We start from the raw sequence: 26,546 nt of genomic DNA, 5'->3' as shown, positions 1-26,546 counted from the left end.
TTTTTAGCTATTAATAAAATTACTAATTCATATTTATATATAACTTCATAAAAGTAAAAAAAAAGGCATGCATGGCATACCTTTTTCAAATTTAAATAAAAAAAGAATTAATTTTTAATAAACATTTTGGTAGTTTTTTCGTCTTGTGATAGCAAATTAACAAAATATTGTCCTGTTTTCAATTCAGATATATCTAATGAAAAAACAGTATTTTTAATAGCACTATCTAACACTTTTTGACCTAATACATTATAAATAGTAACCGATTCAATTGCTTCTTTTGATTGAAAATTTAATCTAGAAGAAGAAGGATTAGGATACATGCTAACATTCGAAATTTCAAAACTATCAGAACCCAAAGCTTCTGTAGTAAAATACACATTATCAAAATAAACAGTACCAGCCGTTGCTGCTAAAACATCAAATTTATACTGAAACCAAGTAGTTGCATTAAATCCTTGGTTTGTGAAGAATGACATAGGAATAGTGACACTTTTCCACGTATTTTGAACAATAGTTCCTTGTTCAGGCAACCTATATACATATTCCATTATTGGACTATCTGAAATCAAATAAAGACCAAAAGTAGTTGCATTACTAGTCCAATAATCAAAATGTACATATTGTGCTGTTGAAACATCAGTTTGCGTATAACCTGCTCCAAAACCAGCTACTGCAAAATCAATTTTTAATGCATTATTAACTCCCGCTCCAAAATCTAAATCAATATCAGTAGCTGTCCCAAATGAATATTGATAAGTATTAGGATAAGTTTCTCCATACATACTAACCACTGTTGCCGGATCTACTGTTGGAACTGGAGCAGGTGTTGCTGGAGTTGGCAATGGTGGTGGTGGTGCCACATTTGTTCCACCAGAAAAATCATCTATCCAATATGTATCTGTTTCATAATTATTAAAATCAGTAAAAAACACAACTTTAGAATAATTTCCCAATCCAACTCCAAAATCTAAAGTTATGAGTTGCCAAGAAGTTCCTGAAGTTGTAAAAGGTAGTTCTGCAATAGCTGCTCCTCCTACTCCTCCTTCAAATTTCAATAAATGATTCCCAGAAGTGGTTCCTGCAACTGGCTTAATCATAAAAGTAATTGTATTGTTGGCATCGTCAGATAAATCAAGATTTTCAGACAAATCTAATTGTGCCGTATCAAATAATTGACCTCCACCAACTACTTGTGCAACCATATTACCTGCATCATCAACAAGACTTACACTGCATCCATCATAACCTGTCATCAAATCCAATGGATCCGAAAAATCAAGAGGAAAAGATTGAGAAAACCCATTAAACATTCCTAAAAACAAAATTAAAAGAGTATTTTTTTTCATAATATGCAATTAAATAAGTTAAAAATTAATAATAATTAAATTTAATCACTAAAACAAAACACTTACAAAAACTAATGATATAGAAACTATACAAATCAATTTTAATTTTAAAAAAAATAGTAATCAAAAGAACTATAGTAAAATCAATATATCAAGGAAGATCAATTCATTTCATACAAGCATATACAGGATTAATTATAACGGTTTCGTATAGGTATTGTTAAGGTATTTATTCTAAAAAATGATTTTAATACTACATTTTAAAACCTAGATATGCTTAAAAAAACAATTAATTACAAAATGTATCACAAACTTCACCCATAACTTATTTTAGATTAATTATCTTTGCAAATCTTTACATTTTGCTATGATAAAAACTGATTTTTCAAAACTAGAACCTAAAAAAAACATTCTTATTAAAGGAGCTCAATTGCATAACCTTAAAAATATTGATGTAGCCATACCAAGAAACAAACTAGTTGTAATAACTGGTTTGTCTGGATCTGGTAAATCAAGTCTTGCTTTTGACACTCTTTACGCAGAAGGACAAAGACGTTATGTGGAAAGTTTATCTTCCTATGCTAGACAGTTTTTAGGCCGTTTGGATAAACCAAAGGTGGAATACATAAAAGGTATTGCTCCTGCAATTGCTATCGAACAAAAAGTAAACACAACAAACGCACGTTCTACTGTGGGTACTTCTACTGAAATTTATGACTATTTAAAGTTATTGTTTGCTAGAATTGGTAAGACATACTCTCCAATATCAGGAAAAGAAGTTAAAAAAGATACTATTTCTGATGTTATTAATGAAGTAAAGTCATTTGAAATAAATTCGAAATGGTTATTACTCGCTCCTATTCATTTAGAAGAAGGAAGACCATTGGAAGATAAACTTAAGGTATTATTACAACAAGGTTTTGCTAGAATATTGGTTAATAACGAAATGATTCGTTTAGATGAAATTGATCAACATTCATTAGACAATAAAGATATTTTATTAATCATTGACAGAATTATTGTTAAAGAAGAGGAGGAATTCTACAATCGTTTAGCAGATGCTATCCAAACTGCCTTTTATGAAGGGAAAGGAGAATGTTATCTACAAGAATTAGACACTCAAAAAAGACAACATTTTAGTTCTAATTTTGAATTAGACGGTATTACTTTTTTGGAGCCAAATGTACATTTATTTAGCTTCAATAACCCATATGGAGCTTGTCCAAAATGTGAAGGTTATGGCAATATTATAGGAATTGATGAAGAATTAGTTATTCCTAACACTTCGCTTTCTATATATGAAAATGCTATTTTCCCATGGAGAGGTGATAGTATGAGTTGGTTCAGAGATCAATTGGTAAACAATGCTTACAAATTTGATTTTCCTATACATAAATCTTTTTTTGAACTTACTAAAGAACAAAAACAACTCATTTGGGATGGTAATAAATATTTTACAGGACTAAATGATTTCTTTAGCGAATTAGAAGAAAAGAATTATAAAATACAAAATAGAGTATTACTTTCTCGTTACAGAGGAAAAACAAAATGTACGGTTTGCAAAGGAAAGCGACTTCGACCTGAAGCCAATAACATAAAGATAGCCAATAATACAATTACAGAATTAGTAGACTTACCTATCATTAATCTTATTGAATTCTTTAAAAAATTAGAATTAAATGAATATGATGCAAAAATAGCTAAACGTTTGCTTATTGAAATCAATAATCGTTTAGGATTTTTAGCAAATGTTGGGTTGAGTTATCTAACCTTAAATCGAAATTCAGCTTCGCTTTCTGGTGGAGAATCACAACGTATTAATCTAGCCACTTCACTTGGAAGTAGTTTGGTAGGTTCTATGTATATTTTGGATGAGCCAAGTATTGGTTTACATCCAAAAGATACCGAACGACTAATCGAAGTTTTAAAAAATCTTCGTGATTTAGGAAATACAGTAATTGTTGTGGAACATGATGAAGACATTATGAAAGCTGCCGATATGATTATCGATATTGGCCCAGAAGCTGGAACTTTAGGAGGTCATTTAGTAGCGCAAGGTACGTATGAAGAAATTTTAAAAGCCAATTCTTTAACAGCCAAATATTTGAATGGTCAAGAAGAAATTGCAGTTCCAAAAACACGCAGAAAATTCAAACATCATATTGATGTAATTGGTGCTCGCGAAAACAACTTAAAAAATCAAGATTTTACTTTTCCTTTAGATTGCTTAACAGTTATCACAGGAGTTTCTGGAAGTGGAAAAAGTACCTTGGTAAAGAAAATATTATTTCCGGCCATTCAAAAAAAATTAGAAGGTGTAGGCGAAAAAGCAGGCCAATTTACAGAATTAGCCGGAAATTTTTCCAACATTAAACATATCGAATATGTAGATCAAAACCCAATTGGTAGAAGTTCGCGATCTAATCCTGTTACTTATATTAAAGCCTATGATGATATACGTGATTTGTATTCCAAACAAAATTTATCCAAACTAAGAAATTACCAAGCAAAACATTTCTCTTTCAACGTTGATGGTGGAAGATGTGAAACTTGTAAAGGAGATGGTGAAGTAACTATCGAAATGCAATTCATGGCCGATGTGCATTTAGAATGTGAAACTTGTAATGGTAAACGCTTTAAAAAAGAAGTCTTGGAAGTGACTTTTGAAGGCAAAAACATTGATGACATTCTAAAAATGACCATTGATGATGCTATTGCTTTTTTTAGTGAACACAAACAAACTAAAATCACTCAAAAAATTCAACCCTTACAAGATGTCGGATTAGGGTATGTACAATTAGGCCAATCCTCTTCTACCCTTTCTGGTGGTGAAGCCCAACGTATAAAACTAGCTTCTTTCTTAGTAAAAGGAACCATAAAAGACAAAGCTTTATTTGTTTTTGACGAACCTACAACTGGTTTGCATTTTCATGATATCAAAAAATTATTAAAATCATTTGATGCCTTAATTGAAAAAGGACATTCCATTATAGTAATCGAACACAATTTGGATTTAATCAAATGTGCCGATTATATTATTGATATTGGACCTGAAGGTGGAGAACATGGTGGAAAACTAATGGCTTTTGGAACACCAGAAGAAGTAGCAAAAGATAAGAATTCGATAACTGGAAAGTATTTAGCGGAAAAATTATGATAATCTGTCAATTTGGAAATATGCCAATAAGTCAATTTTTGATACTTTAATAATTTACTATTACATGATCAAATTTGAAGAGAAATATAAAAACAATTTAATTCTTTTGAAATCTTTTGATTTTGCTAAGAAAGTCGTCATCTATTGTGAAATATTAGAGTCCAAGCGCAAATTTGTAATAGCAAACCAGTTATTAAAGTCTGGTACTTCCATTGGTGCAAATATTAAGGAGGCACAAAATTCAGAAAGTAAAGCAGATTTTATTCATAAACTAAAAATTGCTATGAAAGAAGCTGAAGAGACTGAATTTTGGTTATTTTTATGTAATGACTTAGAAAACTATCCAAATTGTGAAAATTTATTACAAGACATCTTCGAAATATTAAAAATCACAAACAAAATAATTGCCACATCAAAATCAAAGTAATGTCAACAATTGAATTATTTAGCACATTTTCTAATTGACTAATTGTCACATAAACAAATTGACATATTATCCCAATGAACATCAAACTACTAACTATCGGAAAAACAGACAACAAAAACTTACAATCTTTAATTGATGAGTACACCAAACGTTTGTCTTTTTATGTCAAATTTGATGTAGAAATTATTCCTGATATTAAAAACGTTAAGAATTTAAGTGAAACCCAACAAAAAGAAAAAGAAGGAGAACTAATTCTTTCCAAAATAACACCAACAGATCATTTAATTTTACTAGATGAAAACGGAAAAACATTTTCTAGTGTAGGTTTCTCTGACTTTTTACAAAAGAAAATGAATGCAGGAATCAAAACACTGGTTTTTGTAATTGGAGGTCCTTATGGCTTTAGTGAATCGGTTTATAAACAAGCAATAGGTAAAGTTTCGCTGTCTGAGATGACTTTTTCTCACCAAATGGTACGATTATTCATCATAGAACAAATTTATAGAGGTTTCACTATTTTAAGGAACGAACCCTATCACCATCAATAAATTCAAATTTTAAATTAAATTCCTAATAACTATCTTTTATTTCTTACAAATAGTTATGAAATAGGCATTAATTCCCTTTTCATTTAATTTTTTTTTGCCATTATTTTTTTTTAACATATATTTAGCAAAAATATATAACACTTAACCCAAACTAATAAAAGTTATGAAAAAAGTCATTATTGCCCTTGCATTAATCTCGAATTGTCTTGCATTTGCACAAATTAAAGTTATTGAAACTACTCCAGTTGTGAGATTAGGTTCTATCGGCCAAAATGATATGTTTATACAAAATGAAGGTAACGAATATACTTTCTTCTACAAAAATGTTGAAAAAGAAGAAGAAACAAATACTAGATCTTTTTCTTTTAAAGATTTAGATAATGACTTTGCTAAATTACAAGAAATCATCGTTTCTGGTTTTAATGCAGATCCTTTATTAGATGTAAAATTAGAATTACCTAATCAGTTCGTTTGGTTACATTATTCTAAAAACTTAGATCGCACTTTTGTACAATTCATGAGTAAAAATAAAAATAACGAAGTTACTGGTGTTTCTAAAGCTTTCAATTTAAGTCAAATTGACAAACTTTTTGAAAAAAAAGGAAATAGTAAAAACAAGAAAAAAGCTGACGATGTGATGTCAGAATTCAAATAAGAAAAAAACTCGAATTATATATAAAAAAGGGTCTCAAAATTTTGAGACCCTTTTTTATTATAAAGTACAACCACATTCAGGTAATAATTCTTTATCATAAATAAACTCATAAGAAGACAATTGAATTTTATCCGACGTTAATTGCCAAGCTAAAACTTTATTCTGAATATATTCATTATAAGACAAATGCTTATCAAAATTCAAATGAATAATGGTTGTTTTACCATTACTCATAAAATCTGCAAAATCTTTAATATAAGCCACAAACTCTTCACGTTCAATCTCATTACCATCTACTGTAATCTGATTCTGTTTATTAAAATTAACCGTTAAATTAAAATAATCAATATATAAATCAGTATGCTCTTTAATATAAAACTTTGAAAAATCTTTATCATATTTATATTGCACATCAGTAAAAGGTAAAAAAGCCAAACTTTTAGTAATACTATCTGAATAAGAAAACACATTTATAGCTTCTTCATTTGTATGACCACTTCTTTTCTTCTTAGACTGTAACACTTTTATTTCTGGAATAATTAAGCCTAATGACAAACGCTTATCTATATTAAAAATCCAATTAGTAGTGCTAATACTATTTTTAGCATTTACTTCAACCAAAGTATCTTTGCCATTTGCTTCATAAAATAGATATATTGGAGAATGGTCTTCAATAGTTGTCATCACAGAAACATTTGTTTGAGGCAACAAAACATCTTCTTTCTTACAGGATTGTAAAATGGGCAACAAAAGAACACTAACTAGCAAAACTTTTATACTTATCTTCATTTTAAATTATTTTAATTTCTTTTTTTTCTAAACATTTCACTTAATTTCAAACATTCTACTGCCTCTTTTACATCATGAACTCTTAAAATAGAAGCTCCTTTTTGTAAAGCTATAGTGTTTAGAATAGAAGTTCCATTCAAAGCTTCTTTAGGCGAAATTTCTAAAAATTTATAAATCATTGATTTTCTCGAAAGCCCTACAAGAATTGGTAATTCTAAAATACTAAAGTAGTCTAATTTTTGAAGCAATTCATAATTATGCTCCAACGTTTTTGCAAATCCAAAACCAGGATCAATAATAATATCATTTAAACCGAAATTTCTCGCTTTTTGAATGCGTTCGGAAAAATAAAACATCATTTCTTTAACCAAATCATCATAATCAGTCAAAGATTGCATCGTTTGCTGATTTCCTTTCATATGCATCATAATATAAGGTACTTGTAAGCAAGCAACTGTTTCTAGCATCTTTTCATCAAGCATTCCCGCAGAAATATCATTCACTATTGCAGCTCCATACTCTATTGCTTTTTCAGCTACAGTACTGCGAAAAGTATCCACTGAAAGAATCAATTCTGGGAATTTTGCTAAAACTAATTCAATTACAGGAAGCACTCTATTTAATTCTTCTTCTTCAGAGACAAATTCAGCACCTGGTTTAGATGAATACGCTCCTACATCAATAAAAGTAGCTCCGTCATTCAACATTTTCTCAACCTGATTTAAAATAACAAATTCCTCTTTATACTTTCCACCATCGTAGAAAGAATCAGGTGTAATATTTAAGATTCCCATTACTTTAGGAATACTCAAATCAATTAAATTACCTTTACAGTTTATCGTCATAAATGAGTTTAGGCTTTATTGTTGATTGTTTAAAAAATAAAATCAAAAAATCTTTGTACTTAATACTTCAATCTTAATACTATATTCTTTATTTTTGAAAAAATTTCATACAAATATACCGAATAAATGAAGAATACTTCACAACAATATGATGCTATAATTACCATTTGTCGCGATTTGTTTACAAAAAAAACAAAAGACTATGGAACAGCGTGGAGAATATTACGTTTGCCTTCTTTAACAGATCAAATATTCATTAAAGCACAACGCATTCGTGGTTTACAAGAAAACGACGTTCGTAAAGTAGATGAAGACGAAACTTCTGAATTCATAGGAATTATCAATTATTGTATTATGGCATTAATACAAATTGATAAAGGCATTGCAACTCAACCTGATTTATCTTATGATGATGCTCTTTCCTTATACGAGGAAAAAATAGCTTTAACTAAAAAGTTGATGGAAGACAAAAATCATGATTATGGTGAAGCTTGGAGAGACATGCGAGTAAGTAGCCTAACCGATTTAATCTTACAAAAACTACTTCGTGTAAAACAAATAGAAAACAACAAAGGAAAAACGTTAGTATCAGAAGGAATTGATGCCAATTATCAAGATATGATTAACTATTCTATTTTTGCATTGATTCATTTAGGAAAAGCTGATTAATTTAGCTTAACAACTAATTAACATCTTATTTACAATTTAAAACTTTTAAGAAAAGTACTTTTGAGAAAATATTATTTTTTATGAAAAACATAGTTACACAAGCAGCAAGAATCTTAGTAGGTTTTTTATTCATTATTTCAGGATTAATTAAATTAAATGACCCTTTAGGGTTCTCTTATAAATTGGAAGAATATTTTAATGCTAATGTATTAAATATGGAGTTTTTAATTCCTTATGCTTTAATTATTGCCTGCTTCGTTGTCGTTTTTGAAGTCGTTTTGGGTGTCATGTTACTAATTGGTTTTAAAACCAAATTTACAGTTTGGAGTTTACTGGTAATGATTGTATTTTTTACTTTCCTTACTTTCTATTCCTGGTATTTTGATAAAGTAAAAGACTGTGGTTGTTTTGGAGATGCTTTAAAACTGAGTCCTTTTGAATCATTTATAAAAGATTTAATTTTATTAGGACTCATTTTAGTACTGTTCTTCAATCAAAAATTCATCAAACCTTTGTATGGAAAAACAGCACTTAATCTAACTGTTTTTGCTTCCTATTCGTTATGTTTATTTATGGCTTTTTATGTATTACAACATTTACCCATTAAAGATTTTAGAGCATACAAAATAGGTTCGAATATTAGAAAAGGAATGGAAATTCCAAAAGGAGCTACTAAAAGTGAATATGAAATGGTTTTTATCTATAAGGTAAACGGAGTAGAAACTGAAATTCCTTATGCCGATGTTATGGCAAATAAAGTACCTGAAGGAGCTGAATTTATAGACAGAAAAGACAAAGTTATTGTAGAAGGTTACATTCCTCCTATTCATGATTTTACTATCGAAAAAGATGGTTCTAACTATATTGATAGTGTATTAGATGAGCCAAAAGTTATTTTTCTAATTTCTTATGATCTAAGTAAATCAAAAGCAAAAGGAATGAAAAAACTAGAAGCTTTCAATAAAAAAGCAACTGAAAAAGGCTATCAAGTAATTGGATTAACTGCATCAGATCTTTCTATTTCAGAAGCTTTCAAAAATGAATTTGGACTAACATTTGACTACTATTTTTGTGACCCAACTACTTTAAAAACTATTGTAAGAGCAAATCCTGGAATTGTTGTATTAGAAAAAGGAACTATTGTTCAAAAGGTTCATTTTAATGATATTGACAAAGTAGTTTTAAAGTAATGACTCTTTTAAAAAAAGGAATCTTTCTACTTGCTTTTCTTCTAGTCAGTTGTGAATCTGTAGTAGATTGCCTTTAAAAATAAACCTTGTATAGAAGATAAAAACAACTTAAGAAACACTTTTTTTGCAAGAATATGAAGATTTCATAATAGTAGAAATTCAAAATGGTTCTAATTAGAATTATTTCATAGACGATGTCTAGATTCTAATTTATCACTAGGTATTTCTACAACTTTCAAGACTAGAAAAGTTACATTTAGTGAATTACCAAATGTATCATCTAGTTTTTTAGATTTTATTAGTAGTACTATTAGAAACGTTAGTTGGCTAACCAATTAGTGTTTTTTACTTTTAATTAAGAAAGATCTAAAATAGAAAACGTAATTTTGAAACACAAAAGAAACAAAATGAAAAAAATAATTGCACTATTGGGTTTAGCTTTATCCATTACTTCTTGTTCAAACGCTCAAGATACCGAATTTAAAAAAGAAGCTTTAGAAAATGTAATGACAACAACAGAAAACAAGTCAATTACCTTTCAAGAAATTATAGATCAATACAAAGGACAAACAGTTGTAGTTGATGTTTGGGCTTCATGGTGTCCTGATTGTATAAAAGGAATGCCAAAAGTAAAAGAATTACAAGAACAATTTCCAGAAGCCACTTATCTATTCATTTCTATGGATAAAAATTACGAGGCTTGGATCAAGGGAATCGCAAAATATGAAGTAAAAGGAGAACATTATCTAACATCAGACGGAATGAAAGGTGTTTTTGGAAAATCGATAAAATTAGATTGGATTCCAAGATATATGGTCATCGATAAAACAGGAAAAATAGCTTTATTTAAAGTAATTGAAGCTGACGATAACAAACTAATAGAAACTCTAAAATCTTTACAATAATGAGAAAAAATATTGTTGCAGGAAACTGGAAAATGCATAAAACGCATACAGAAACCTTAGCTTTGCTAGACGAAATACTAGCTAAAAAACAAGACACAACAACTGAAATTATAGTTGCTCCTACTTATGTAAACTTAAAAGCAGCTGTAGATAAAATAGCAGGAAAAGGAATTACAGTAGCAGCACAAAACATGCATCAAACAGAAGCTGGTGCATTTACTGGTGAAATTGCTGCTAATATGCTAACTGATATAGGTGTTAAAACTGTAATTTTAGGACATAGCGAAAGACGTGCTTTCTTCCATGAAACAGATGCTTTATTAGCTAATAAAGTGGATACTGCTTTAAAACACGATATGCGTGTTATATTTTGCTTTGGTGAAGAATTAAAAGACCGTCAAATAGACAATCATTTCAATGTGGTAGAATACCAATTAAGAGACGGTTTATTTCATTTAGAAAAAAAAGATTGGGCAAAGATTGTTTTAGCATATGAACCTGTTTGGGCTATTGGAACAGGAGAAACTGCTTCTCCTGAACAAGCTCAAGAAATGCACTTATTCATTAGAAATTTAGTAGCAAAGGTATATGGAAGTGACATTGCTGATAATCTTACTATTTTGTATGGAGGAAGTGTAAAACCAGATAATGCAAAAGAAATTTTCTCAAAACCAGATGTAGATGGTGGCTTAATTGGAGGTGCCTCCCTAAAAGCTGATGATTTTTTAGCAATTGTAAACGGATTTTAATTTCCTATCAAATAAACTAAATCAAACCCTCAAATGCAAAGTTGAGGGTTTTTCTTTATTGCCAATAACAATATGTAAATCTAAAATGCTATATTGAGCTAATAAATTAGTCTTCAAATGAAACAACTTCTTTTAATTCTAACCATTTTACTACTTTCTTGCCAATCCAAAAAAGAAAATGAAACAAAGCCTAGTCTAGTAAAAGACTCACTTAATGAAACTGTTGCAGTATCTGAGAAAACATTCAAAAAAGAGACTTTTTGGAAAGGCTATATCAATAAATCAATTCCGATATATTTGCATTACCAGATTGAAAATAAAATTGCTGTGGGTGAAATCATCTATCTCAATACCAAAGAAAAACTTCCAATAAAAGTAATTGGTACTGTCAATGAAGGGAATTTCCGTTTATTAGAATTTGAATCCTCTGGAAACATTACTGGAATTATTTCTGGAAAAATCACAAATGACAATCATTTTACTGGAGATTGGTTTTCACCTAAAAATAGCAAAAATTTCACTTTAAACTTAACTGCGAAAGACACCACATTAGTCTCACCTAGTATTAAACCCGATACAGACGAAATGTTTGGAAAATATCATTATCAATATAGCGAAGAAGGCTATCAAGGTGATTTTTCAATGGAAAAAATAAATAAAAATGAAGTAGTCTTTGAAATTTTTAGTGTTACTGGTGAACCTTCTAGAAATATGGCTGTTGTTGAGAGAGATACTATCCTACTAACATCTAATTCTTTCATATATAATATAGCAAATACTGAAGATTGTGAGTTTGAAGTTACAATTTATAAAGATTTCATAACCATCAATTACACCCAAGAATATTGCAACAGTCAATTTGGTCACAATGCAACAGTCGAAGGTATCTTTTTGAAAGTAAAATAAAGTAGTTTAGTTATAAAAGTCAACTGTTTTTTGGCAATCAAATTAACATCATCCATAAATTATGAAATACACTGCAAAAGCACATTCTACTGCTAAAAACAAAGCTGTTATAAAAATTAAGGAAGCTGAAATTGCTTTTGGAATTACTCCTGAAACGGCTGATACTTTGGTAAACCCTGCCGAATTACTATTAGGTTCACTTTCAGCTTGTGTACTTAAAAATGTGGAACGTTTTTCTAATCTAATGCATTTCGAATATTCAAATGCCGAAATAATTGTCAATGCAATACGTATAGAAAAACCTCCTAAACTAGATGAAATCAATTACGAATTAACAATTTACAGTGAAGACAAAAATTTGAATATTAATTTACTAAAAAAAAATATTGAAAATTTTGGAACCATTTTTAACACTCTTAAATCATCCTGTTCTATTTCAGGTAAAATAATCGTAATCTCAATATAAATTAAGAACCTAAATAACATTAAAAAACTATTTCATCATTCTTAAATACCCTATTTTCTTAAAAAAATAGCTTTCTCTATTGTAATTTCATTTTACAAATTAAAAAGAGAACTTTTAGTTAAAAAAAGAAACTATAAATAGCTTAAAGAGTAAAATATGCTTACTTTTATAATACTATACATAATTCATTAATAATGAAAAAGTTATAGCTAATTAATAAAAAATTATAAATGAAGCTTTATATTCAGAATATGGTATGTCTTTGCTGTAAAATGACAGTTGCTTCAGAACTAAAAAAAATGGATTTGAATTACTATAACCTTGAATTAGGTGAAGTAAGTTTAGTTAAGCCAATTAAAAAAAAGGAAAGAACTCACCTAAAAAATGTACTTCATGAATATGGTCTTGAACTAATGGATGATAAAAAAGCAATATTAGTAGAAAAAATAGTTACCATTATTGTAAACATGATTCATAATTCTGACGAAGTACCTCCTGTCAATTTTTCAATTTTTCTAACCAATAAATTAAACCAAGATTATCATAGTTTATCTAATTTGTTTTCTAAAACAAAAGGGATTACTATAGAACATTTTATTATTCTTCATAAAATCGAAAGGGTAAAAGAATTAATTATGTATGATGAGTTAAGTCTTACAAAAATATCATATCAACTGCATTATAGCAGTGTAGCACATTTATCCAATCAATTCAAAAAAATTACGGGTCTTACTCCTACTTTCTTCAAAAATATAAAAAACAAGAAACGCAAACCTTTAGAAAATCTGCAATAGTATTCTATTTTCCTAATCATGTAATTCTAATAACTAATTGTGTAACAGATTAAATCAATAATCCTTCACCTTTGTATAGCAATGAAAATCTATTCATTGTATTAAAATATACAAGATGAAAAACAATGCAGAATTACAAAGAGATGTTCAAAATGCTATTAAATGGGAACCTTTATTACATGCTGCTGAAATAGGAGTAACTGCAAAAGACGGTGTGATTACTCTTACGGGTGAAGTAGATAGCTATGCTAAAAAAATAGAAGCAGAAACAGCCGCTAAAAAAGTAATTGGTGTAAAAGCTCTAATTGAAAAAATTGAAGTAAAATTTCCTAGCAAATGGGGCAAAACAGATTCAGAAGTAGTGGATGAAGTTTTAAAAGCCCTAAAAAGAAGTTGGACCGTACCAAATAATAAAGTGACTGTAAAAGTAGAAAATGGTTGGGTAACATTAAGTGGTGAACTTCCTTGGAATTATCAAAGAGAAGATGCTAAAAATGCAATACATCATTTACGTGGTGTTAAAGGAGTAACCAATAGCATTAAAATTAAATCAGAATCTAATGATGAGATCGAACAAAAAGAAGTTGAAAATGCAATTGCAAGAAGCTGGTCAATAGATAATTCTGATATTAGAGTTAAAGTTTCTGGAACAACTGTTACACTTTCAGGAATAGTAAATTCTTGGTATGAAAAAGAAGAAGCAGAACGTATTGCTTGGAAAACACCTGGTATTTGGCATGTAAAAAATGACTTAGCAGTAGATTATTACTATGCATTTGTTAATTAATACAATTACACACTTAATTTAAAAAGAAACAATATGAAAAATACACTAATAAAAACGGAAAAAGAAAAATCAAAAAATCCAATTGGTAAAAATCAAAAAAAAGATAAGAATAATAAAAGAGAAACTGCAAAAGAACAGGTTGAGAAAAAAAAATGAGCCTAACTATTTAGTAAAAGCATCTGAATAGATGCTTTTACTTTTTAAAACTAGCAGTTTATGGAAACTTATGATGACATTAATGAAACAATTCGACTAACAACTATAAGAATTCAGGAGGAATATCCTGAACTAATGAAATACATCACTGAAATTCCTGAAAATTATGCATCCCTTAACCATAAAGGAATTAATAATAATGACTTAAAAGAATACTTAAACTCATTAATTGAACTAATAGCTTCCTATGCAAAAGAGCATTAAATATAAAATAACTAAACATTCTGATTATGATGAACAATAATTACCATTTTATGGGTTTGCATCTAATTTGGTGGTGCATTGCAATAGTGCTACTGATTTGCTTTTTTTTATATAAATCTTTTAAAAACAGTGACAAAAAAACAACTAAAGAAACACCAATAGAGATATTAAAAAAGCGATTAGCTTTAGGTGAAATAAGTAAGGAAGACTATTTAGAAAAAAAAGAATTAATTGAGAAATAAGGCTATCATAGCAAGTAAAAATAATTAAAATAAACATATGAAAAAAAATATAGGAGCTGTAGACCAAATGATAAGAGTTGGAATAGCTATAATTATAGCTACTTTATATCTAACAGATTATATCACTGGTGTTCTTGCATTAATTCTATTACTTGTATTAGGTGTATTAATTGCAACAAGTTTATTCAGTTTTTGCCCACTCTATTTTCTCTTTAAAATAAGTACTAAAAAAAAATCTAAATATAGAAAAAGAGCCTATTAAAATTATTCCATACAATCGTTGAAAATTACTAACAATATTAAAGAACATACAATGGAATCACACTATTATAACGTCGATATCAATTGGCAAAACAGCCGAAAAGGAATTATGTGTTCCCCAGAATTGAGTACTAAAAATGGTATTTGTATTGAAGTAGCTACACCTCCAGAATTTCCAAAAGGAATTGCTGGTATTTGGTCACCTGAACACTTATTCATAGCAGCCGTTAGTGGTTGTTTAATGACTACCTTTTTAGCTATTGCAGAAAATTCCACTTTAGATTTTACGAGTTTTAGTTGTCACGCAAAAGGAAAACTTGAAATGATAGAGGGCAAATTAATGATTAGTGAAATATTTCTTAAACCTGTAGTGGTTATCCAAAATGAAATTCACTTTAATAAGGCAATGCGAATTGTAAAAAAAGCTAAAAATGCCTGTTTAATATCTCGTTCCATTAGGTCAAAAATAACCACTGAAATAAATATACAAGTAAAACCCATTTTAATTGAAAGTAAATGAAAAAGCCACATATCATTATTCTTGGATGCAATTTTGCGGGTTTAACAACAGCAAGATATATTCATGCAGCAGTTAAGGATAAAGCCGATATTACCATAATAGACCGTAAGTCTTTGCTAACTTTTGTTCCAAATATTCCTATGCAGGTTTTAGCAAATGTTAATCCAGCAATAGACTTACAGTACAAATTCATGAAGTTTCTAGAGCGTGATGGTAGTGCTTTCATTCAAGCAGAAATTACTACAATTGATCCAGAAACGAATACTGTTTTTTATCAACCTAATGAACGGTTGGGACATCCTGTTCGTAAAATTAACTACGATTATTTAGTTATAGCACTTGGGAATCGTTTGGCTTTTGATAAAATTGATGGTTTTAGTGAAAACGGTCATAGTGTAACCGATGTATTTCTTGGAAACCGTTTACGTAATTACCTGCATAAAGACTATAAAGGAGGTCCAATAGCCATAACATCCGATGTTTTTCATCAAGGTAAGAGTGATAAATTACCAAAAGATATGCCTATTGCCTTAACAGCTTGCGAAGGACCACCAGTGGAAATGGCGTTTTCATTGGCACATTGGTTAGAGAAAAATAAAAAAGGAGATGCAACTACTTTTTTTCTTTCTACACCAGCTAAAGTAATTGCAGAAGATGCTGGAGAAACCATATTAAGCAAATTAGTTCCTATGATGGATGAAATGGGCTATAATTATCAGGCTAATACTAACGGAATTAAAAAGGTACACAAAGGGGGTATTGAATTTATGGATGGAAGTACTCAAGAAGCCGAAATTGCAATCCTCTTTCCTGACTGGCAAGCTCATGATTTTTTAAAAGAATTGCCCTTCACAGATGATATGGGTTTTGTAATTACAGATTTATATATGCGAAACCCAGATTACCAAAACATTTTTGCTGTTGGTGATGCTGCATCCATTACTGTTCCAAAAATAGGCTCTTTAGGACACATGGAAGCGGAAGTTTTAGCCAATACTTTAGCAAAAGAACTAGGCATCATTAATGAGGAAATTAAACCTATGGAATTTGAACTCTTGTGCATGGGAGATATGGGCGGTATTAAAGGATTCTATATGAGAACTAATGAATGGTGGGGCGGAACAGAAAGCCATTTAGAGATGGGAATTACACCCTATGCTCTTAAAATGGAGTTTAAAGAAATGTATTACACACTTGGTGGCAAAATACCACATTGGGGCTTAACTGTTAGTGAAGTTTTAGGAGATCACACAATTATTTAATTAATTACTTAAAAAAACGAAACAATGGAAACACAAAAAAACTTAGGTATTTGGATGGATCATTCAAATGCAGAATTAATTGATTTAAACTCGAAAAAAAAGAGTCATGTCATAACATCAAAATTTACTTTTAACACAAAAGAAGAAGCACTGAATAGAAGTGAAAAAAGTATGCATAACAAAAGACAACAAATGCATGAAGCTTACTATAAAGAAATTGCTAATAAAATTTTACAATACAATCATGTGTTATTATTTGGACCCACAAATGCCAAAACAGAATTACACAATTACTTAAATGAAGATTTACATTTTAAAGACATACAAATTGACATTGAAGCTGCCGATAAAATGACGGATAATGAAAAAGATGCTTTTGTAAAAGATCATTTTCAAGACTAATCTGTTTTTTAAAGTTGTGCTGAATTATTATTATCTCTTTCTAAAAAACTGAAGAGAAAATTTCTTGAAAATTAGTTTCATTAATTAAACAAAATTATATATGATAACCGCACCACACCTTCATGCTATGGTAATTCATTTTCCAATAGCACTACTAATGACAGGTTTCTTATCAAGACTTATTGGAGTCTTTAGCAAAAATATTTTTTTTAATAAATCTTCATTTTACCTGCTATTACTCGGAACACTTGGTGTTATAGTTGCTTATGTAAGTGGTAGCTCTGCTGGTGATGGCATGACAGATGGGATTCTCCAAGAACCAATTGAATTACATGAAGAAGCAGGGTTTATGACGCTTTGGCTTGCCGTTTTAACCTCCATTGTAAGCATAGCTTTTCATACTCTAAAATATGAGAAAACTTGGTTAAAATGGTCGAGTTTCCTATTCTATACAGTCTTAGTCATTTCAGTAACAAGAACTGCATATCTAGGTGGACAATTAGTTTTTAAACATGGCGCAGGAATAGAATTAGCATTACCCGATTTTGGAGACCAACCAAAAGGGTGAATTCAATTAATAAAAACATATAATTACTTAAAAAAACAACATGAAAAAATCAATTTTAAAAACCTTTTTGGGAATATTCATATTAGTAATATTATTTCAATCCTGTAATGATAAAACAGTTGACAACACCCAAGTCAAAGATGTAAATGCTGTAAAAAAAGAAATAGTTACAGATACTGAAACTAAAGAAAAAGATCCGCAGAAAGTAATTATTCAAAACATGCAAGATGCTTACAAAGGGGAAACCACTGCGCATTTTAAATATGCAGCCTACAGTAAAAAAGCAATTGAAGAAGGTCACCAAGAAATAGGGTTACTTTTTAAAGCGGCTTCTGGTGCAGAATTAATTCACGCAAATAATCATAAAGTAGTTTTGATTAGAATGGGGGAATCAATTCCAGAAATCACACCTGAGTTTACAGTAATGACAACTGCTGAAAATTTAAAAGAAGCTATAGAAGGAGAAAGTTATGAATTTAATACTATGTATCCAGAATTTATCACAAATGCCAATACTGCTGGAAACTATATGGCTCAAATTAGTTTGACTTATGCTTATAAAGTAGAAAAAAAACACCGCGATTTTTATATTGAAGCTTTAGCAGCTCTTAAAGCAGGTACAGATAAAAACTTAGCTAAACTTTACTACTTGTGTCCAACCTGCGGAAATACTTATGCAACAACAGCCCCTAGTCGTTGTGAAATTTCTATGACAGATTCCAAACTATTCATCAAAGTTACTTTGTAAATTTTCATATTGAACTACAAAAATAGCATGATTACCATTCTATCTATTATTGCTCTATTTCTTCTAATTTTTAATATTGGAAAAATAAATTTAGCTATAAAATTCAGCAAACAAGTAAAAGTTCTTTTTGGACAATCAAAAGACATTTCCAATAAAATTTTTAAAATAGAGCAATTAGATAGTTTACCTGAACCGGTTCAAAGATACTTCAACCATATCTTAAAGGAAGGACAACCCTATATTAGTTATGCAAGAATTAAACACATTGGGCAATTCAAAGCAAACCTTGACAAGGATTGGATGAATATTACCGGTGAGCAGTATGTCACGACCGAAAAACCTGGCTTTATATGGAAAGGAACTACAAAAATGTTCGTAGCAAGAGATCTGTATATTTCTAATAAAGGGAAATTAATTGTAAGTCTTTTTTCTACTTTCAATATAGTAAATACAAAAGAAAATAAAAAATACGATAAAGGGGAATTACTACGTTGGTTTGGGGAAAGCATACTTTATCCGACCAATTTTTTACCTAATGAAAGGTTGAGTTGGTTTCCAATTGATTCCAATACTGCTGAACTTAAATTTAATTACAATGGTCTTTCTCTTTATTTCAAAATCAAGTTCAATGTGCTAGGAGAAATAACAGAGATGGAGACAAAAAGATATATGGGTGAAACTAATTTAGAAACTTGGATAATAAAACCCACAAATTATAAAGAATTCAACAATATACTAATGCCAACAGAATTTGACGTCTTATGGAGATTATATAAAGGAGATTTTAGTTATGCTAAATTCATTATAACTGAAGTAGAATATAATATACCAAAAAAGTTCTAAACTAATAAAATTAGATTTGATAGCTTAAGTTTTTAAAGTGATAGAAATCAAATACCTAAAAGATAATTAATTATGATTAAAACTGAAAAAAAGGGCTTTTTTGAACTTATTACTATCGCATTACCTTACTTTGTTTTTAGTATTTTGTACGCATCACTAGTATTGATTATTGAGGAACAATATGGCGACCACATATTTAAATTTTCAACACAAATTGGTTCTGTTTTTGGTCTTGCTGTTGCATTTTTTTTAGGTTTTAGAATGAATTCTGCCTATGATAGATGGTGGGAAGCTCGTAAAATATTTGGAGAATTAACCAATACTTCAAGAAGCTTTTCAGCAAAAATTTATATCTATTTCCAATCTTCTTCTAACCTATTAGAAGACGCAGAAAGAAATAATAAAGTTATAGCTAAGGACATAATTGATTTAACCTGTAGTTATATCTGGCAATTAAAAAATGAAATACACGAAATAGCACATCCTCATTTCAAAAAAGAAGCACAGCTACTCCTCACTAGTTATTCCGTAAACTTTAGCAATAAGGTTAGTAATGAGATTTTAATTGCAATAGCCTCTAAGATAGAAACTAGTTTTTCACAACAAGCAAATATTGAAAAAAGTGACTTAATGCAACACATAAATCAATTTTATACTATTCAAGGTAAAGCCGAACGCATTAATAATACCCCTTTTTTAAAAATATATAGTGCTTTTACTCGAGTAACGGTACTAATATATGTAATAATGATTCCTTTCATTATTGGTGATTTTGATATTGGAGGTGAAAAAAGTAATTTAGAATTATTAAGTATTCCTCTGTTTGCAATTGTTAGTACACTCTTTTTAACGATAAATAAATTGGCTAATTTATATGGAGATCCTTTGGAAGAAAATAAAACCTCAGTGCCAATAGATGAAATTTGTCAAACCATAATACGAAATTGTCAAGAAGTTAAAACTAAATTATAATGCTAGCTATAATAGAACATTGGCAAAAAATAGATTTAAAAGTCAAATAACCTGCTTAGATTAAATAGGTAGATTCTGACTGACTTGTTCCATCTAAAATTTAATAGTTTTTCATGCATAGAAACAAGATTCATTTTTGATTTTAAGAATCATAAAGAGACTAATCAATAAAATTAAAAATAAACAAAATGATTACAGTAAAAAAAGAAGGCATAGTACTCTCAGAAACGGATTTAGAATTTGAAAATGATGGGGTTTTAAATCCTGCGATTATTCAAGAAGGTAACACAGTTCATGTACTGTATCGAGCAGTTAGAAGAGGTAATTATTCTACTATTGGCTATGCCAAATTAGAAGGTCCACTAAAAGTAGTTAAAAGAAAAAAAGAACCACTAATCATTCCTTCAACGGAAGATGAAGTGCATGGCATTGAAGATCCAAGAATAGTAAAAATTGATTCCGTTTATTATTTAACCTATTGTGCTTATGATGGTAGAAATGCTTTAGGTTCATTTGCAACTTCATTAGATTTAATTCACTTTGAAAAGCAAGGAGTAATTGTACCTCAAGTAAACTACAAAGAATTTGGTAGACTAACAGAATGTGCAGGACATTTAAATGAAAAATACGAGCGTTTTCATGTGCACAATAATATAGAAAGTAATCCAAATAAAGAAAGCTTACTTTGGGATAAAAATCTAATTTTTTTTCCAAGAAAAATTAATGGTAAGTATACTTTTTTACACCGAATAAGACCTGATATTCAAATCGCAGCCGTAAAAAGCATGAAAGACCTAACGGAAGGGTTTTGGAAAGAATATTTACTAAATTTTAGTGAACACATTTTGATGACTTCAATTCACGAACATGAAATTGGTTATATAGGTGGTGGTTGTCCTCCTATTGAAACTGAAGCGGGATGGTTACTAATCTATCATGGAGTTCATGATACAGCTCAAGGCTATGTGTATTCAGCTTGTGCTGCATTACTCGATTTAAAAAATCCTAAAAAAGAAATCGCACGATTACCTTATCCTTTGTTTAAACCAGAATTACCATGGGAGCTTTCAGGTTATGTAAATAATGTAGTTTTCCCAACAGGAACTTCGTTTTTTGACGGTAGATTATACATTTATTATGGTGCTGCCGACAAGCGAATTGCTGCTGCTTCAGTAAATTTAGAAGAATTAATTGCGGAATTATTACAATTTAAAATCTAAAAATGACTACGAATGAAATGCTAATGATAACTTCATTTCCGCCTAGAAAATGTGGAATAGCTACTTATAGCCAAGACCTAATTAAAGCTATTGAAGATAAATACAGAGATAGTTTTACTATCAAAGTTTGTGCGCTACAAAAAATGGATATCGAGTTACAATATCCTAATGAAGTAAAGTATTTTTTAAAATCAGATGTAAAAGAAGACTATAAAAAATTAGCTATAACTGTAAATGCAGACAATGCTATTAAAATAATCTATTTACAACATGAGTTTGGCTTATACGGTGGTCAATTGGGCGATTATATACTCGAATTTTTAAATACTATTGAAAAAACAGTGATTACGACTTTTCATACCGTCCTAACTAATCCAAACGAAGAAAGAAAAGCAATAGTTCAAAAAATTGCGACCTTATCAAGTCAAGTGATTGTAATGACGCAACTTTCTGCCAATATTTTAATGAAGGAATATCAAATACCAGCAGAAAAAATCAAAACGATTCCTCATGGAACACATCTTATTAAACCAATGGTTTTTAATTTAAATGAAACTATTCCATTTAAGGGCAAAATCATCATTTCTACTTTCGGTCTAATTAGCGAAGGCAAAGGAATTGAAACAGCTCTAGAAGCATTACCAGAAATTAAAGCTAAATTCCCCAATGTTTTATACTTAATCATAGGGAAAACACATCCAGAAGTGATTAAAAACGAAGGAGAAAAATACCGAAATTTCCTCCAAGATAAAGTAAAAGAATTAAAAATTGAAAACAATGTACTATTTATCAATAAATACCTTTCGTTAGATATTTTATTAGAATATTTACAACGCACTGATTTGTACTTTTTTACTTCAAAAGACCCACAACAAGCAGTAAGCGGTACTTTAGTCTATGCTTTATCAGCTGCTTGTCCAGTCATCTCCACTCCTATTCCTCATTCTCTAGAATTATTAGATGGTGCGGGTCTTAATTTTGATTTTGGAAATGCCTCTCAATTAGCGGATGCTGCCATTTTAGTCCTTTCAAATCCAGAAATGATGGAAAACATGCGATTGAATGCCTTACATAAAATCAGTCCTACTGCTTGGCAAAATGCAGCCATTGCTCACATGGATTTAACTAAAACATTCCTTACAAAAAATCAATTGCAACTGGAGTATCAAATTCCAGTAATAAATTTACAGCATATCAATCGGATGACAACTCATTTTGGAATGATTCAATTTGCAAAAATAGCCGACCCAGACTTAAGGACAGGCTATACCTTAGATGATAATGCAAGAGCTTTAGTCGCTGTAGCCAAGCACTTTGAATTAACGGGCAAATTTAGCGATTTACCTTTAATCATTATTTATTTGAAATTTATAATGTTTTGCCAACAAGAAGATGGCTCTTTCCAGAATTATGTGACAGTTAACAAACACTTTTTTTACAAGAATAATGATGAAAATCTAGAAGATGCAAATGGAAGAGCCATTTGGGCTTTAGGCGAATTCCTATCTCTAAAACAATTACTCGACTTTAATTTACAAACAGCAGTAGAAAATACTTTCGAAAAAGCAATTCATACCATTCATAACATACAATCTCCACGTGCCATCGCTTTTTGTATAAAAGGCTTATGTTACTATTATCATTTTAAAAAAAACGAAATGGTTTTACAATTAATCACAAAACTAGCTGATAATTTAGTATCCAAATACAGAGGTGTTTCTGATAAAAAATGGCAATGGTTTGAAGAATACCTTACTTATGGAAATGCATTACTTCCAGAAGCTATGTTATTGGCTTCTGAATGTACTAAAAGTGAACTGTTCAAAGATATTGCACATAAAACCTTCCATTTCTTATTAGAAACCACTTTCCAAGGTAAAAACATAAAGGTCATTTCAAATCGAGGTTGGCATCATAAAGGCAAAAATAAAAATCATTTTGGAGAACAACCCATTGAAATAGCCTATACTATTTTAGCTTTAAATACATTTTATAAAATCTATAAAAATGAAGAATACTTAAATAAAATGAAAATTGCTTTCAATTGGTTTTTAGGCGATAATCATTTACATCAAATCATTTACAATCCTATAACAGGTGGTTGCTACGATGGATTAGAAGAGCATCAAGTCAACCTCAACCAAGGAGCAGAAAGTACTGTCAGTTATCTATTAGCCAGATTAACATTAGAAAAAAATAGTGATGCCTAATTTATTTTTATGGTATCTTTAATACTACAAAGCACATTTTACAATGAGTAAGATTACTAAATAATTTAATTTATGCCTTCAAATAATTACGACATAAAAGGTCTTACCAATGAACAAGTGCTTCTTTCCAGAGAAAAATTTGGAGAAAACACATTGAAATATAAGCAAAAAAATACTGTTTTAGATGCTATAAAAAATTTGGTAAAAGAGCCAATGATAATTTTATTACTCGTAGCAGCACTCATCTATTTTGTAAGTGGAAAAATTGGAGATGGGATTTTTCTTTCATCCGCTATCATAATAGTTTCAGTAATTGCTTTATTCCAAGATTCTAGAAGTAGAAATGCGTTGCAAAAACTAAAAAATCTAACACAACCGCATTGTAAAGTAATTAGAGATGGTGAAACTTTAGACCTAAAAAGCGAAGAAATTGTAGTTGGTGATAATCTAATCGTAGAAGAAGGTACTTCAATTCCTGCTGACGGAAAAATTATTCTCTCTAATGATTTTTCGGTAAACGAATCCATCTTAACAGGAGAATCATTATCCGTTTTTAAAGACAAAGATAAAGACGAACCCTATGTTTTTAAAGGTACAACTGTAGTAAGTGGTTCAGCTATTATTAGCATAACACAGATTGGCAATGAAACCAAATTAGGAAAAATTGGGAAAAGCCTAGAGAGCATTAACGAAGAAAAAACACCATTAGAAATTCAAATAAATAATTTCGTAAAAAAACTAGTGATTACCGGAGCTATAGTATTTCTAATAGTTTGGGCAATTAACTATTTTAATTCGCATAACGTATTAGATAGTTTACTAAAAGCTCTTACTCTAGCCATGAGTATTTTACCCGAAGAAATTCCAATGGCTTTTACCACTTTTATGGCAATTGGTGCTTGGAGATTAATGAAGATGGGAATTATTGTCAAGCAAATGAAAACAGTAGAAACCTTAGGTTCAGCTACTATTATTTGTACCGATAAAACAGGAACGATTACCGAAAACAAAATGAGTTTAGCTAAAGTATTTTCATTGTCTTCACAAAAAATAGTTAATACTCTCGATGCCAATGAAGATGAAAAAGAAGTAATAAAGACTGCCATGTGGGCAAGCGAACCTATTCCGTTTGACCCTATGGAAGAAGCTTTACATAATGCATATAGCCAATTACATAGTATTGACGAACGACCAAATTTCAAACTCGTTCACGAATACCTCTTAGGTGGTAAACCTCCTATGATGACACATGTTTTTGAAAACAATTCAGGAAAAAAAATTATAGCTGCAAAAGGAGCTCCAGAAGCTTTAATAGGTATTTCTAATTTATCAACTGAAGAAAAAAAGCAAATAGTGGAAGCAATACAAACTATTACACAAGAAGGCTATAGAGTTTTGGCTGTTGCCGAAAGTAATTTTGTGGGTAGCGATTATCCAGAAATCCAACAAGAATTTCAATTTAAATTTAAAGGAGTTGTAGCCTTCTACGATCCTCCAAAGAAAAACATCAAAAAAGTATTAGAGGATTTTTACCAAGCTGGTATTGCAGTAAAAATCATAACGGGCGACAATGCAGCAACAACAATTGCTATTGCCAAACAAATAGCATTTCAAGGTCATGAGCATAGCCTAACTGGTGATGAATTGATGAAATTATCAGATACTGAATTACAAGAAAAAGTGATGCATACCAATGTATTTACTCGAATGTTTCCCGAAGCAAAATTAAGAATCATCACAGCCTTAAAAGAGCAAAACCAAATAGTAGCTATGACTGGTGATGGAGTAAATGACGGACCTGCTCTAAAAGCAGCACACATTGGCATTGCCATGGGAAAGAAAGGGACAGAAATAGCCAAACAAGCCGCTTCATTAATCTTATTAGAAGATGACTTATCAAAAATGGTAGATGCCGTAGCAATGGGCAGAAAAATTTATACCAACCTAAAAAAAGCAATTCAATACATCATCTCTATTCATATTCCTATTATACTTACCGTTTTTATTCCACTAGCTTTGGGTTGGGTGTATCCTAATATTTTCTCCCCCGTACACATCATTTTCTTAGAATTAATAATGGGTCCCACTTGCTCTATCATCTTTGAAAACGAACCCATGGAAAAAAACACCATGCAACAGCAACCCAGACCTTTAACCAAGACTTTTTTCAATTGGAAAGAAATTACGACTAGTATTATTCAAGGTTTAATAATTACAATAGGAACCCTTTTTACTTATCAATATTCCATTTACCAAGGTCTAGATGAAACGCATACCCGAACAATGGTTTTCACAGTCTTAATAGCTGCAAATATCTTTTTAACACTTATAAATCGTTCCTTTTATTATTCCATCTTTACTACCTTACGATACAAAAACAACATGGTCACACTCATTATAGCCATAACTGTTAGCATTACAGGTTTATTATTATTTATACCTCCATTAACTAATTTCTTTGAATTTGAAACATTAACTATCAAGCAATTATCCACTTGCATTGGAATAGGTTTTGTATCAGTTATTTGGTACGAAATAGTGAAACTAAGAACAAGAATGATAAGCAAAAACAAATAATAGCATACAACTAACAAAAGTTCTAATTTACAAATGATAATCTGTATGTATAATGAACAATTCTT

General features: G+C 30.0%; 29 protein-coding genes. 26 read left to right on the top strand and 3 right to left on the bottom strand.

Annotation, left to right across the window (positions count from 1 at the left end; genetic code table 11):
* Positions 1-107: 107 nt before the first annotated feature.
* Positions 108-1,349: a T9SS type A sorting domain-containing protein gene (locus FIA58_RS03845; protein WP_140960255.1), complete on the bottom strand. Its 1,242-nt coding sequence runs from the start codon at positions 1,347-1,349 to the stop codon at positions 108-110.
* A 367-nt stretch (positions 1,350-1,716) separates the two neighbouring features.
* Here FIA58_RS03845 and uvrA point away from each other — a divergent pair, with 367 nt between their 5' ends.
* The 4 genes from uvrA to FIA58_RS03825 all read left to right on the top strand — a co-directional run bounded on the left by uvrA (position 1,717) and on the right by FIA58_RS03825 (position 6,136).
* Entirely contained in the window at positions 1,717-4,506 is a 2,790-nt protein-coding gene (gene uvrA / locus FIA58_RS03840) for an excinuclease ABC subunit UvrA (protein ID WP_140960253.1), read from the top strand.
* A gap of 64 nt (positions 4,507-4,570) precedes the next feature.
* Positions 4,571-4,933 (top strand): four helix bundle protein, encoded by a 363-nt coding sequence (locus tag FIA58_RS03835; protein ID WP_140960250.1) that lies wholly within the window; start codon positions 4,571-4,573, stop codon positions 4,931-4,933.
* 74 nt (positions 4,934-5,007) lie between these two features.
* The gene (rlmH, locus tag FIA58_RS03830) at positions 5,008-5,481 is read left to right on the top strand and encodes a 23S rRNA (pseudouridine(1915)-N(3))-methyltransferase RlmH (protein ID WP_140960248.1); all 474 of its coding nucleotides are present in this window, start codon (positions 5,008-5,010) and stop codon (positions 5,479-5,481) included.
* 163 nt (positions 5,482-5,644) lie between these two features.
* Positions 5,645-6,136: a hypothetical protein gene (locus tag FIA58_RS03825; protein ID WP_140960246.1), complete on the top strand. Its 492-nt coding sequence runs from the start codon at positions 5,645-5,647 to the stop codon at positions 6,134-6,136.
* A gap of 57 nt (positions 6,137-6,193) precedes the next feature.
* On the opposite strand, the gene FIA58_RS03820 is transcribed toward FIA58_RS03825, so the two are convergent.
* On the bottom strand, positions 6,194-6,925 hold the full coding sequence (locus FIA58_RS03820) for a hypothetical protein (protein ID WP_140960244.1): 732 nt from the start codon (positions 6,923-6,925) through the stop codon (positions 6,194-6,196).
* An 11-nt stretch (positions 6,926-6,936) separates the two neighbouring features.
* The gene (folP, locus tag FIA58_RS03815) at positions 6,937-7,770 is read right to left on the bottom strand and encodes a dihydropteroate synthase (protein WP_140960242.1); all 834 of its coding nucleotides are present in this window, start codon (positions 7,768-7,770) and stop codon (positions 6,937-6,939) included.
* Between the two features lie 126 nt (positions 7,771-7,896).
* Here folP and FIA58_RS03810 point away from each other — a divergent pair, with 126 nt between their 5' ends.
* The 22 genes from FIA58_RS03810 (at position 7,897) to FIA58_RS03710 (ending at position 26,481) form a co-directional block, all read left to right on the top strand.
* Positions 7,897-8,439, top strand: a complete 543-nt coding sequence (locus FIA58_RS03810) for a DUF1599 domain-containing protein (protein WP_140960240.1) — start codon at positions 7,897-7,899, stop codon at positions 8,437-8,439.
* Between the two features lie 80 nt (positions 8,440-8,519).
* Positions 8,520-9,629, top strand: a complete 1,110-nt coding sequence (locus FIA58_RS03805; RefSeq protein ID WP_140960238.1) for a BT_3928 family protein — start codon at positions 8,520-8,522, stop codon at positions 9,627-9,629.
* A gap of 407 nt (positions 9,630-10,036) precedes the next feature.
* Positions 10,037-10,534: a TlpA family protein disulfide reductase gene (locus FIA58_RS03800; protein WP_140960236.1), complete on the top strand. Its 498-nt coding sequence runs from the start codon at positions 10,037-10,039 to the stop codon at positions 10,532-10,534.
* On the top strand, positions 10,534-11,283 hold the full coding sequence (gene tpiA, locus FIA58_RS03795; RefSeq protein ID WP_140960233.1) for a triose-phosphate isomerase: 750 nt from the start codon (positions 10,534-10,536) through the stop codon (positions 11,281-11,283). Before FIA58_RS03800 ends, tpiA begins: the two co-directional genes overlap by 1 nt.
* 117 nt (positions 11,284-11,400) lie before the next feature.
* Complete coding sequence (locus tag FIA58_RS03790) at positions 11,401-12,189, top strand: hypothetical protein (protein ID WP_140960231.1); 789 nt, start codon at positions 11,401-11,403, stop codon at positions 12,187-12,189.
* A 61-nt stretch (positions 12,190-12,250) separates the two neighbouring features.
* Positions 12,251-12,655 carry an OsmC family protein gene (locus FIA58_RS03785; protein WP_140960229.1) on the top strand — a complete coding sequence of 135 codons (405 nt, stop codon included), beginning with the start codon at positions 12,251-12,253 and terminating at the stop codon, positions 12,653-12,655.
* Positions 12,656-12,885: 230 nt separating this feature from the next.
* Positions 12,886-13,449, top strand: a complete 564-nt coding sequence (locus FIA58_RS03780) for a helix-turn-helix domain-containing protein (RefSeq protein ID WP_140960227.1) — start codon at positions 12,886-12,888, stop codon at positions 13,447-13,449.
* A gap of 115 nt (positions 13,450-13,564) precedes the next feature.
* Positions 13,565-14,236: a BON domain-containing protein gene (locus FIA58_RS03775; RefSeq protein ID WP_140960225.1), complete on the top strand. Its 672-nt coding sequence runs from the start codon at positions 13,565-13,567 to the stop codon at positions 14,234-14,236.
* Positions 14,237-14,269: 33 nt separating this feature from the next.
* Positions 14,270-14,392: a hypothetical protein gene (locus tag FIA58_RS21610; protein WP_262887654.1), complete on the top strand. Its 123-nt coding sequence runs from the start codon at positions 14,270-14,272 to the stop codon at positions 14,390-14,392.
* A gap of 60 nt (positions 14,393-14,452) precedes the next feature.
* Complete coding sequence (locus tag FIA58_RS03770; RefSeq protein ID WP_140960223.1) at positions 14,453-14,656, top strand: hypothetical protein; 204 nt, start codon at positions 14,453-14,455, stop codon at positions 14,654-14,656.
* 26 nt (positions 14,657-14,682) lie between these two features.
* A complete protein-coding gene (locus FIA58_RS03765) occupies positions 14,683-14,898 on the top strand; it encodes an SHOCT domain-containing protein (RefSeq protein WP_140960221.1) in 216 nt (71 codons plus the stop codon).
* A 37-nt stretch (positions 14,899-14,935) separates the two neighbouring features.
* The gene (locus FIA58_RS03760; protein WP_140960219.1) at positions 14,936-15,160 is read left to right on the top strand and encodes a YgaP family membrane protein; all 225 of its coding nucleotides are present in this window, start codon (positions 14,936-14,938) and stop codon (positions 15,158-15,160) included.
* Between the two features lie 51 nt (positions 15,161-15,211).
* Positions 15,212-15,679, top strand: a complete 468-nt coding sequence (locus FIA58_RS03755) for an OsmC family protein (RefSeq protein ID WP_140960217.1) — start codon at positions 15,212-15,214, stop codon at positions 15,677-15,679.
* On the top strand, positions 15,676-16,941 hold the full coding sequence (locus tag FIA58_RS03750) for an NAD(P)/FAD-dependent oxidoreductase (protein ID WP_140960215.1): 1,266 nt from the start codon (positions 15,676-15,678) through the stop codon (positions 16,939-16,941). The genes FIA58_RS03755 and FIA58_RS03750 overlap by 4 nt, the downstream gene beginning before the upstream one ends.
* A 24-nt stretch (positions 16,942-16,965) precedes the next feature.
* The gene (locus tag FIA58_RS03745) at positions 16,966-17,343 is read left to right on the top strand and encodes a hypothetical protein (RefSeq protein ID WP_140960213.1); all 378 of its coding nucleotides are present in this window, start codon (positions 16,966-16,968) and stop codon (positions 17,341-17,343) included.
* 100 nt (positions 17,344-17,443) lie between these two features.
* The gene (locus FIA58_RS03740; protein WP_140960211.1) at positions 17,444-17,911 is read left to right on the top strand and encodes a DUF2231 domain-containing protein; all 468 of its coding nucleotides are present in this window, start codon (positions 17,444-17,446) and stop codon (positions 17,909-17,911) included.
* A gap of 40 nt (positions 17,912-17,951) precedes the next feature.
* Positions 17,952-18,659, top strand: coding sequence for a rubrerythrin family protein (locus FIA58_RS03735; RefSeq protein ID WP_140960210.1), 708 nt, complete (start codon positions 17,952-17,954; stop codon positions 18,657-18,659).
* 27 nt (positions 18,660-18,686) lie between these two features.
* A complete protein-coding gene (locus FIA58_RS03730; RefSeq protein WP_140960207.1) occupies positions 18,687-19,502 on the top strand; it encodes a DUF6920 family protein in 816 nt (271 codons plus the stop codon).
* A gap of 72 nt (positions 19,503-19,574) precedes the next feature.
* On the top strand, positions 19,575-20,474 hold the full coding sequence (locus FIA58_RS03725; protein WP_140960205.1) for a bestrophin: 900 nt from the start codon (positions 19,575-19,577) through the stop codon (positions 20,472-20,474).
* Positions 20,475-20,662: 188 nt separating this feature from the next.
* Positions 20,663-21,694, top strand: a complete 1,032-nt coding sequence (locus FIA58_RS03720; protein WP_140960203.1) for a glycoside hydrolase family 130 protein — start codon at positions 20,663-20,665, stop codon at positions 21,692-21,694.
* Between the two features lie 2 nt (positions 21,695-21,696).
* The gene (locus FIA58_RS03715) at positions 21,697-23,904 is read left to right on the top strand and encodes a glycosyltransferase (RefSeq protein WP_140960201.1); all 2,208 of its coding nucleotides are present in this window, start codon (positions 21,697-21,699) and stop codon (positions 23,902-23,904) included.
* 72 nt (positions 23,905-23,976) lie between these two features.
* On the top strand, positions 23,977-26,481 hold the full coding sequence (locus FIA58_RS03710) for a cation-translocating P-type ATPase (RefSeq protein ID WP_140960199.1): 2,505 nt from the start codon (positions 23,977-23,979) through the stop codon (positions 26,479-26,481).
* Positions 26,482-26,546 lie beyond the last annotated feature (65 nt).

The sequence above is a fragment of the Flavobacterium jejuense genome (genome assembly GCF_006491595.2).
GTDB lineage: Bacteria > Bacteroidota > Bacteroidia > Flavobacteriales > Flavobacteriaceae > Flavobacterium > Flavobacterium jejuense.
Note: the sequence above shows the minus strand (reverse complement) of the source record. Positions and strands in the feature narration are given on the sequence as shown.

Coding starts and splice junctions, on each gene's coding strand:
- FIA58_RS03720 (WP_140960203.1), top strand. CDS start 20,663: ATGATTACAGTAAAAAAAGAAGGCATAGTACTCTCAGAAACGGATTTA.
- FIA58_RS03730 (WP_140960207.1), top strand. CDS start 18,687: ATGATTACCATTCTATCTATTATTGCTCTATTTCTTCTAATTTTTAAT.
- FIA58_RS03790 (WP_140960231.1), top strand. CDS start 11,401: ATGAAACAACTTCTTTTAATTCTAACCATTTTACTACTTTCTTGCCAA.
- FIA58_RS03760 (WP_140960219.1), top strand. CDS start 14,936: ATGAAAAAAAATATAGGAGCTGTAGACCAAATGATAAGAGTTGGAATA.
- FIA58_RS03750 (WP_140960215.1), top strand. CDS start 15,676: ATGAAAAAGCCACATATCATTATTCTTGGATGCAATTTTGCGGGTTTA.
- FIA58_RS03715 (WP_140960201.1), top strand. CDS start 21,697: ATGACTACGAATGAAATGCTAATGATAACTTCATTTCCGCCTAGAAAA.
- FIA58_RS03820 (WP_140960244.1), bottom strand. CDS start 6,925: ATGAAGATAAGTATAAAAGTTTTGCTAGTTAGTGTTCTTTTGTTGCCC.
- FIA58_RS03725 (WP_140960205.1), top strand. CDS start 19,575: ATGATTAAAACTGAAAAAAAGGGCTTTTTTGAACTTATTACTATCGCA.
- rlmH (WP_140960248.1), top strand. CDS start 5,008: ATGAACATCAAACTACTAACTATCGGAAAAACAGACAACAAAAACTTA.
- FIA58_RS03805 (WP_140960238.1), top strand. CDS start 8,520: ATGAAAAACATAGTTACACAAGCAGCAAGAATCTTAGTAGGTTTTTTA.
- FIA58_RS03835 (WP_140960250.1), top strand. CDS start 4,571: ATGATCAAATTTGAAGAGAAATATAAAAACAATTTAATTCTTTTGAAA.
- FIA58_RS03745 (WP_140960213.1), top strand. CDS start 16,966: ATGGAAACACAAAAAAACTTAGGTATTTGGATGGATCATTCAAATGCA.
- tpiA (WP_140960233.1), top strand. CDS start 10,534: ATGAGAAAAAATATTGTTGCAGGAAACTGGAAAATGCATAAAACGCAT.
- FIA58_RS21610 (WP_262887654.1), top strand. CDS start 14,270: ATGAAAAATACACTAATAAAAACGGAAAAAGAAAAATCAAAAAATCCA.
- uvrA (WP_140960253.1), top strand. CDS start 1,717: ATGATAAAAACTGATTTTTCAAAACTAGAACCTAAAAAAAACATTCTT.
- FIA58_RS03755 (WP_140960217.1), top strand. CDS start 15,212: ATGGAATCACACTATTATAACGTCGATATCAATTGGCAAAACAGCCGA.
- FIA58_RS03785 (WP_140960229.1), top strand. CDS start 12,251: ATGAAATACACTGCAAAAGCACATTCTACTGCTAAAAACAAAGCTGTT.
- FIA58_RS03770 (WP_140960223.1), top strand. CDS start 14,453: ATGGAAACTTATGATGACATTAATGAAACAATTCGACTAACAACTATA.
- FIA58_RS03735 (WP_140960210.1), top strand. CDS start 17,952: ATGAAAAAATCAATTTTAAAAACCTTTTTGGGAATATTCATATTAGTA.
- FIA58_RS03775 (WP_140960225.1), top strand. CDS start 13,565: ATGAAAAACAATGCAGAATTACAAAGAGATGTTCAAAATGCTATTAAA.
- FIA58_RS03740 (WP_140960211.1), top strand. CDS start 17,444: ATGATAACCGCACCACACCTTCATGCTATGGTAATTCATTTTCCAATA.
- FIA58_RS03800 (WP_140960236.1), top strand. CDS start 10,037: ATGAAAAAAATAATTGCACTATTGGGTTTAGCTTTATCCATTACTTCT.
- FIA58_RS03765 (WP_140960221.1), top strand. CDS start 14,683: ATGATGAACAATAATTACCATTTTATGGGTTTGCATCTAATTTGGTGG.
- FIA58_RS03780 (WP_140960227.1), top strand. CDS start 12,886: ATGAAGCTTTATATTCAGAATATGGTATGTCTTTGCTGTAAAATGACA.
- FIA58_RS03845 (WP_140960255.1), bottom strand. CDS start 1,349: ATGAAAAAAAATACTCTTTTAATTTTGTTTTTAGGAATGTTTAATGGG.
- folP (WP_140960242.1), bottom strand. CDS start 7,770: ATGACGATAAACTGTAAAGGTAATTTAATTGATTTGAGTATTCCTAAA.
- FIA58_RS03825 (WP_140960246.1), top strand. CDS start 5,645: ATGAAAAAAGTCATTATTGCCCTTGCATTAATCTCGAATTGTCTTGCA.
- FIA58_RS03710 (WP_140960199.1), top strand. CDS start 23,977: ATGCCTTCAAATAATTACGACATAAAAGGTCTTACCAATGAACAAGTG.
- FIA58_RS03810 (WP_140960240.1), top strand. CDS start 7,897: ATGAAGAATACTTCACAACAATATGATGCTATAATTACCATTTGTCGC.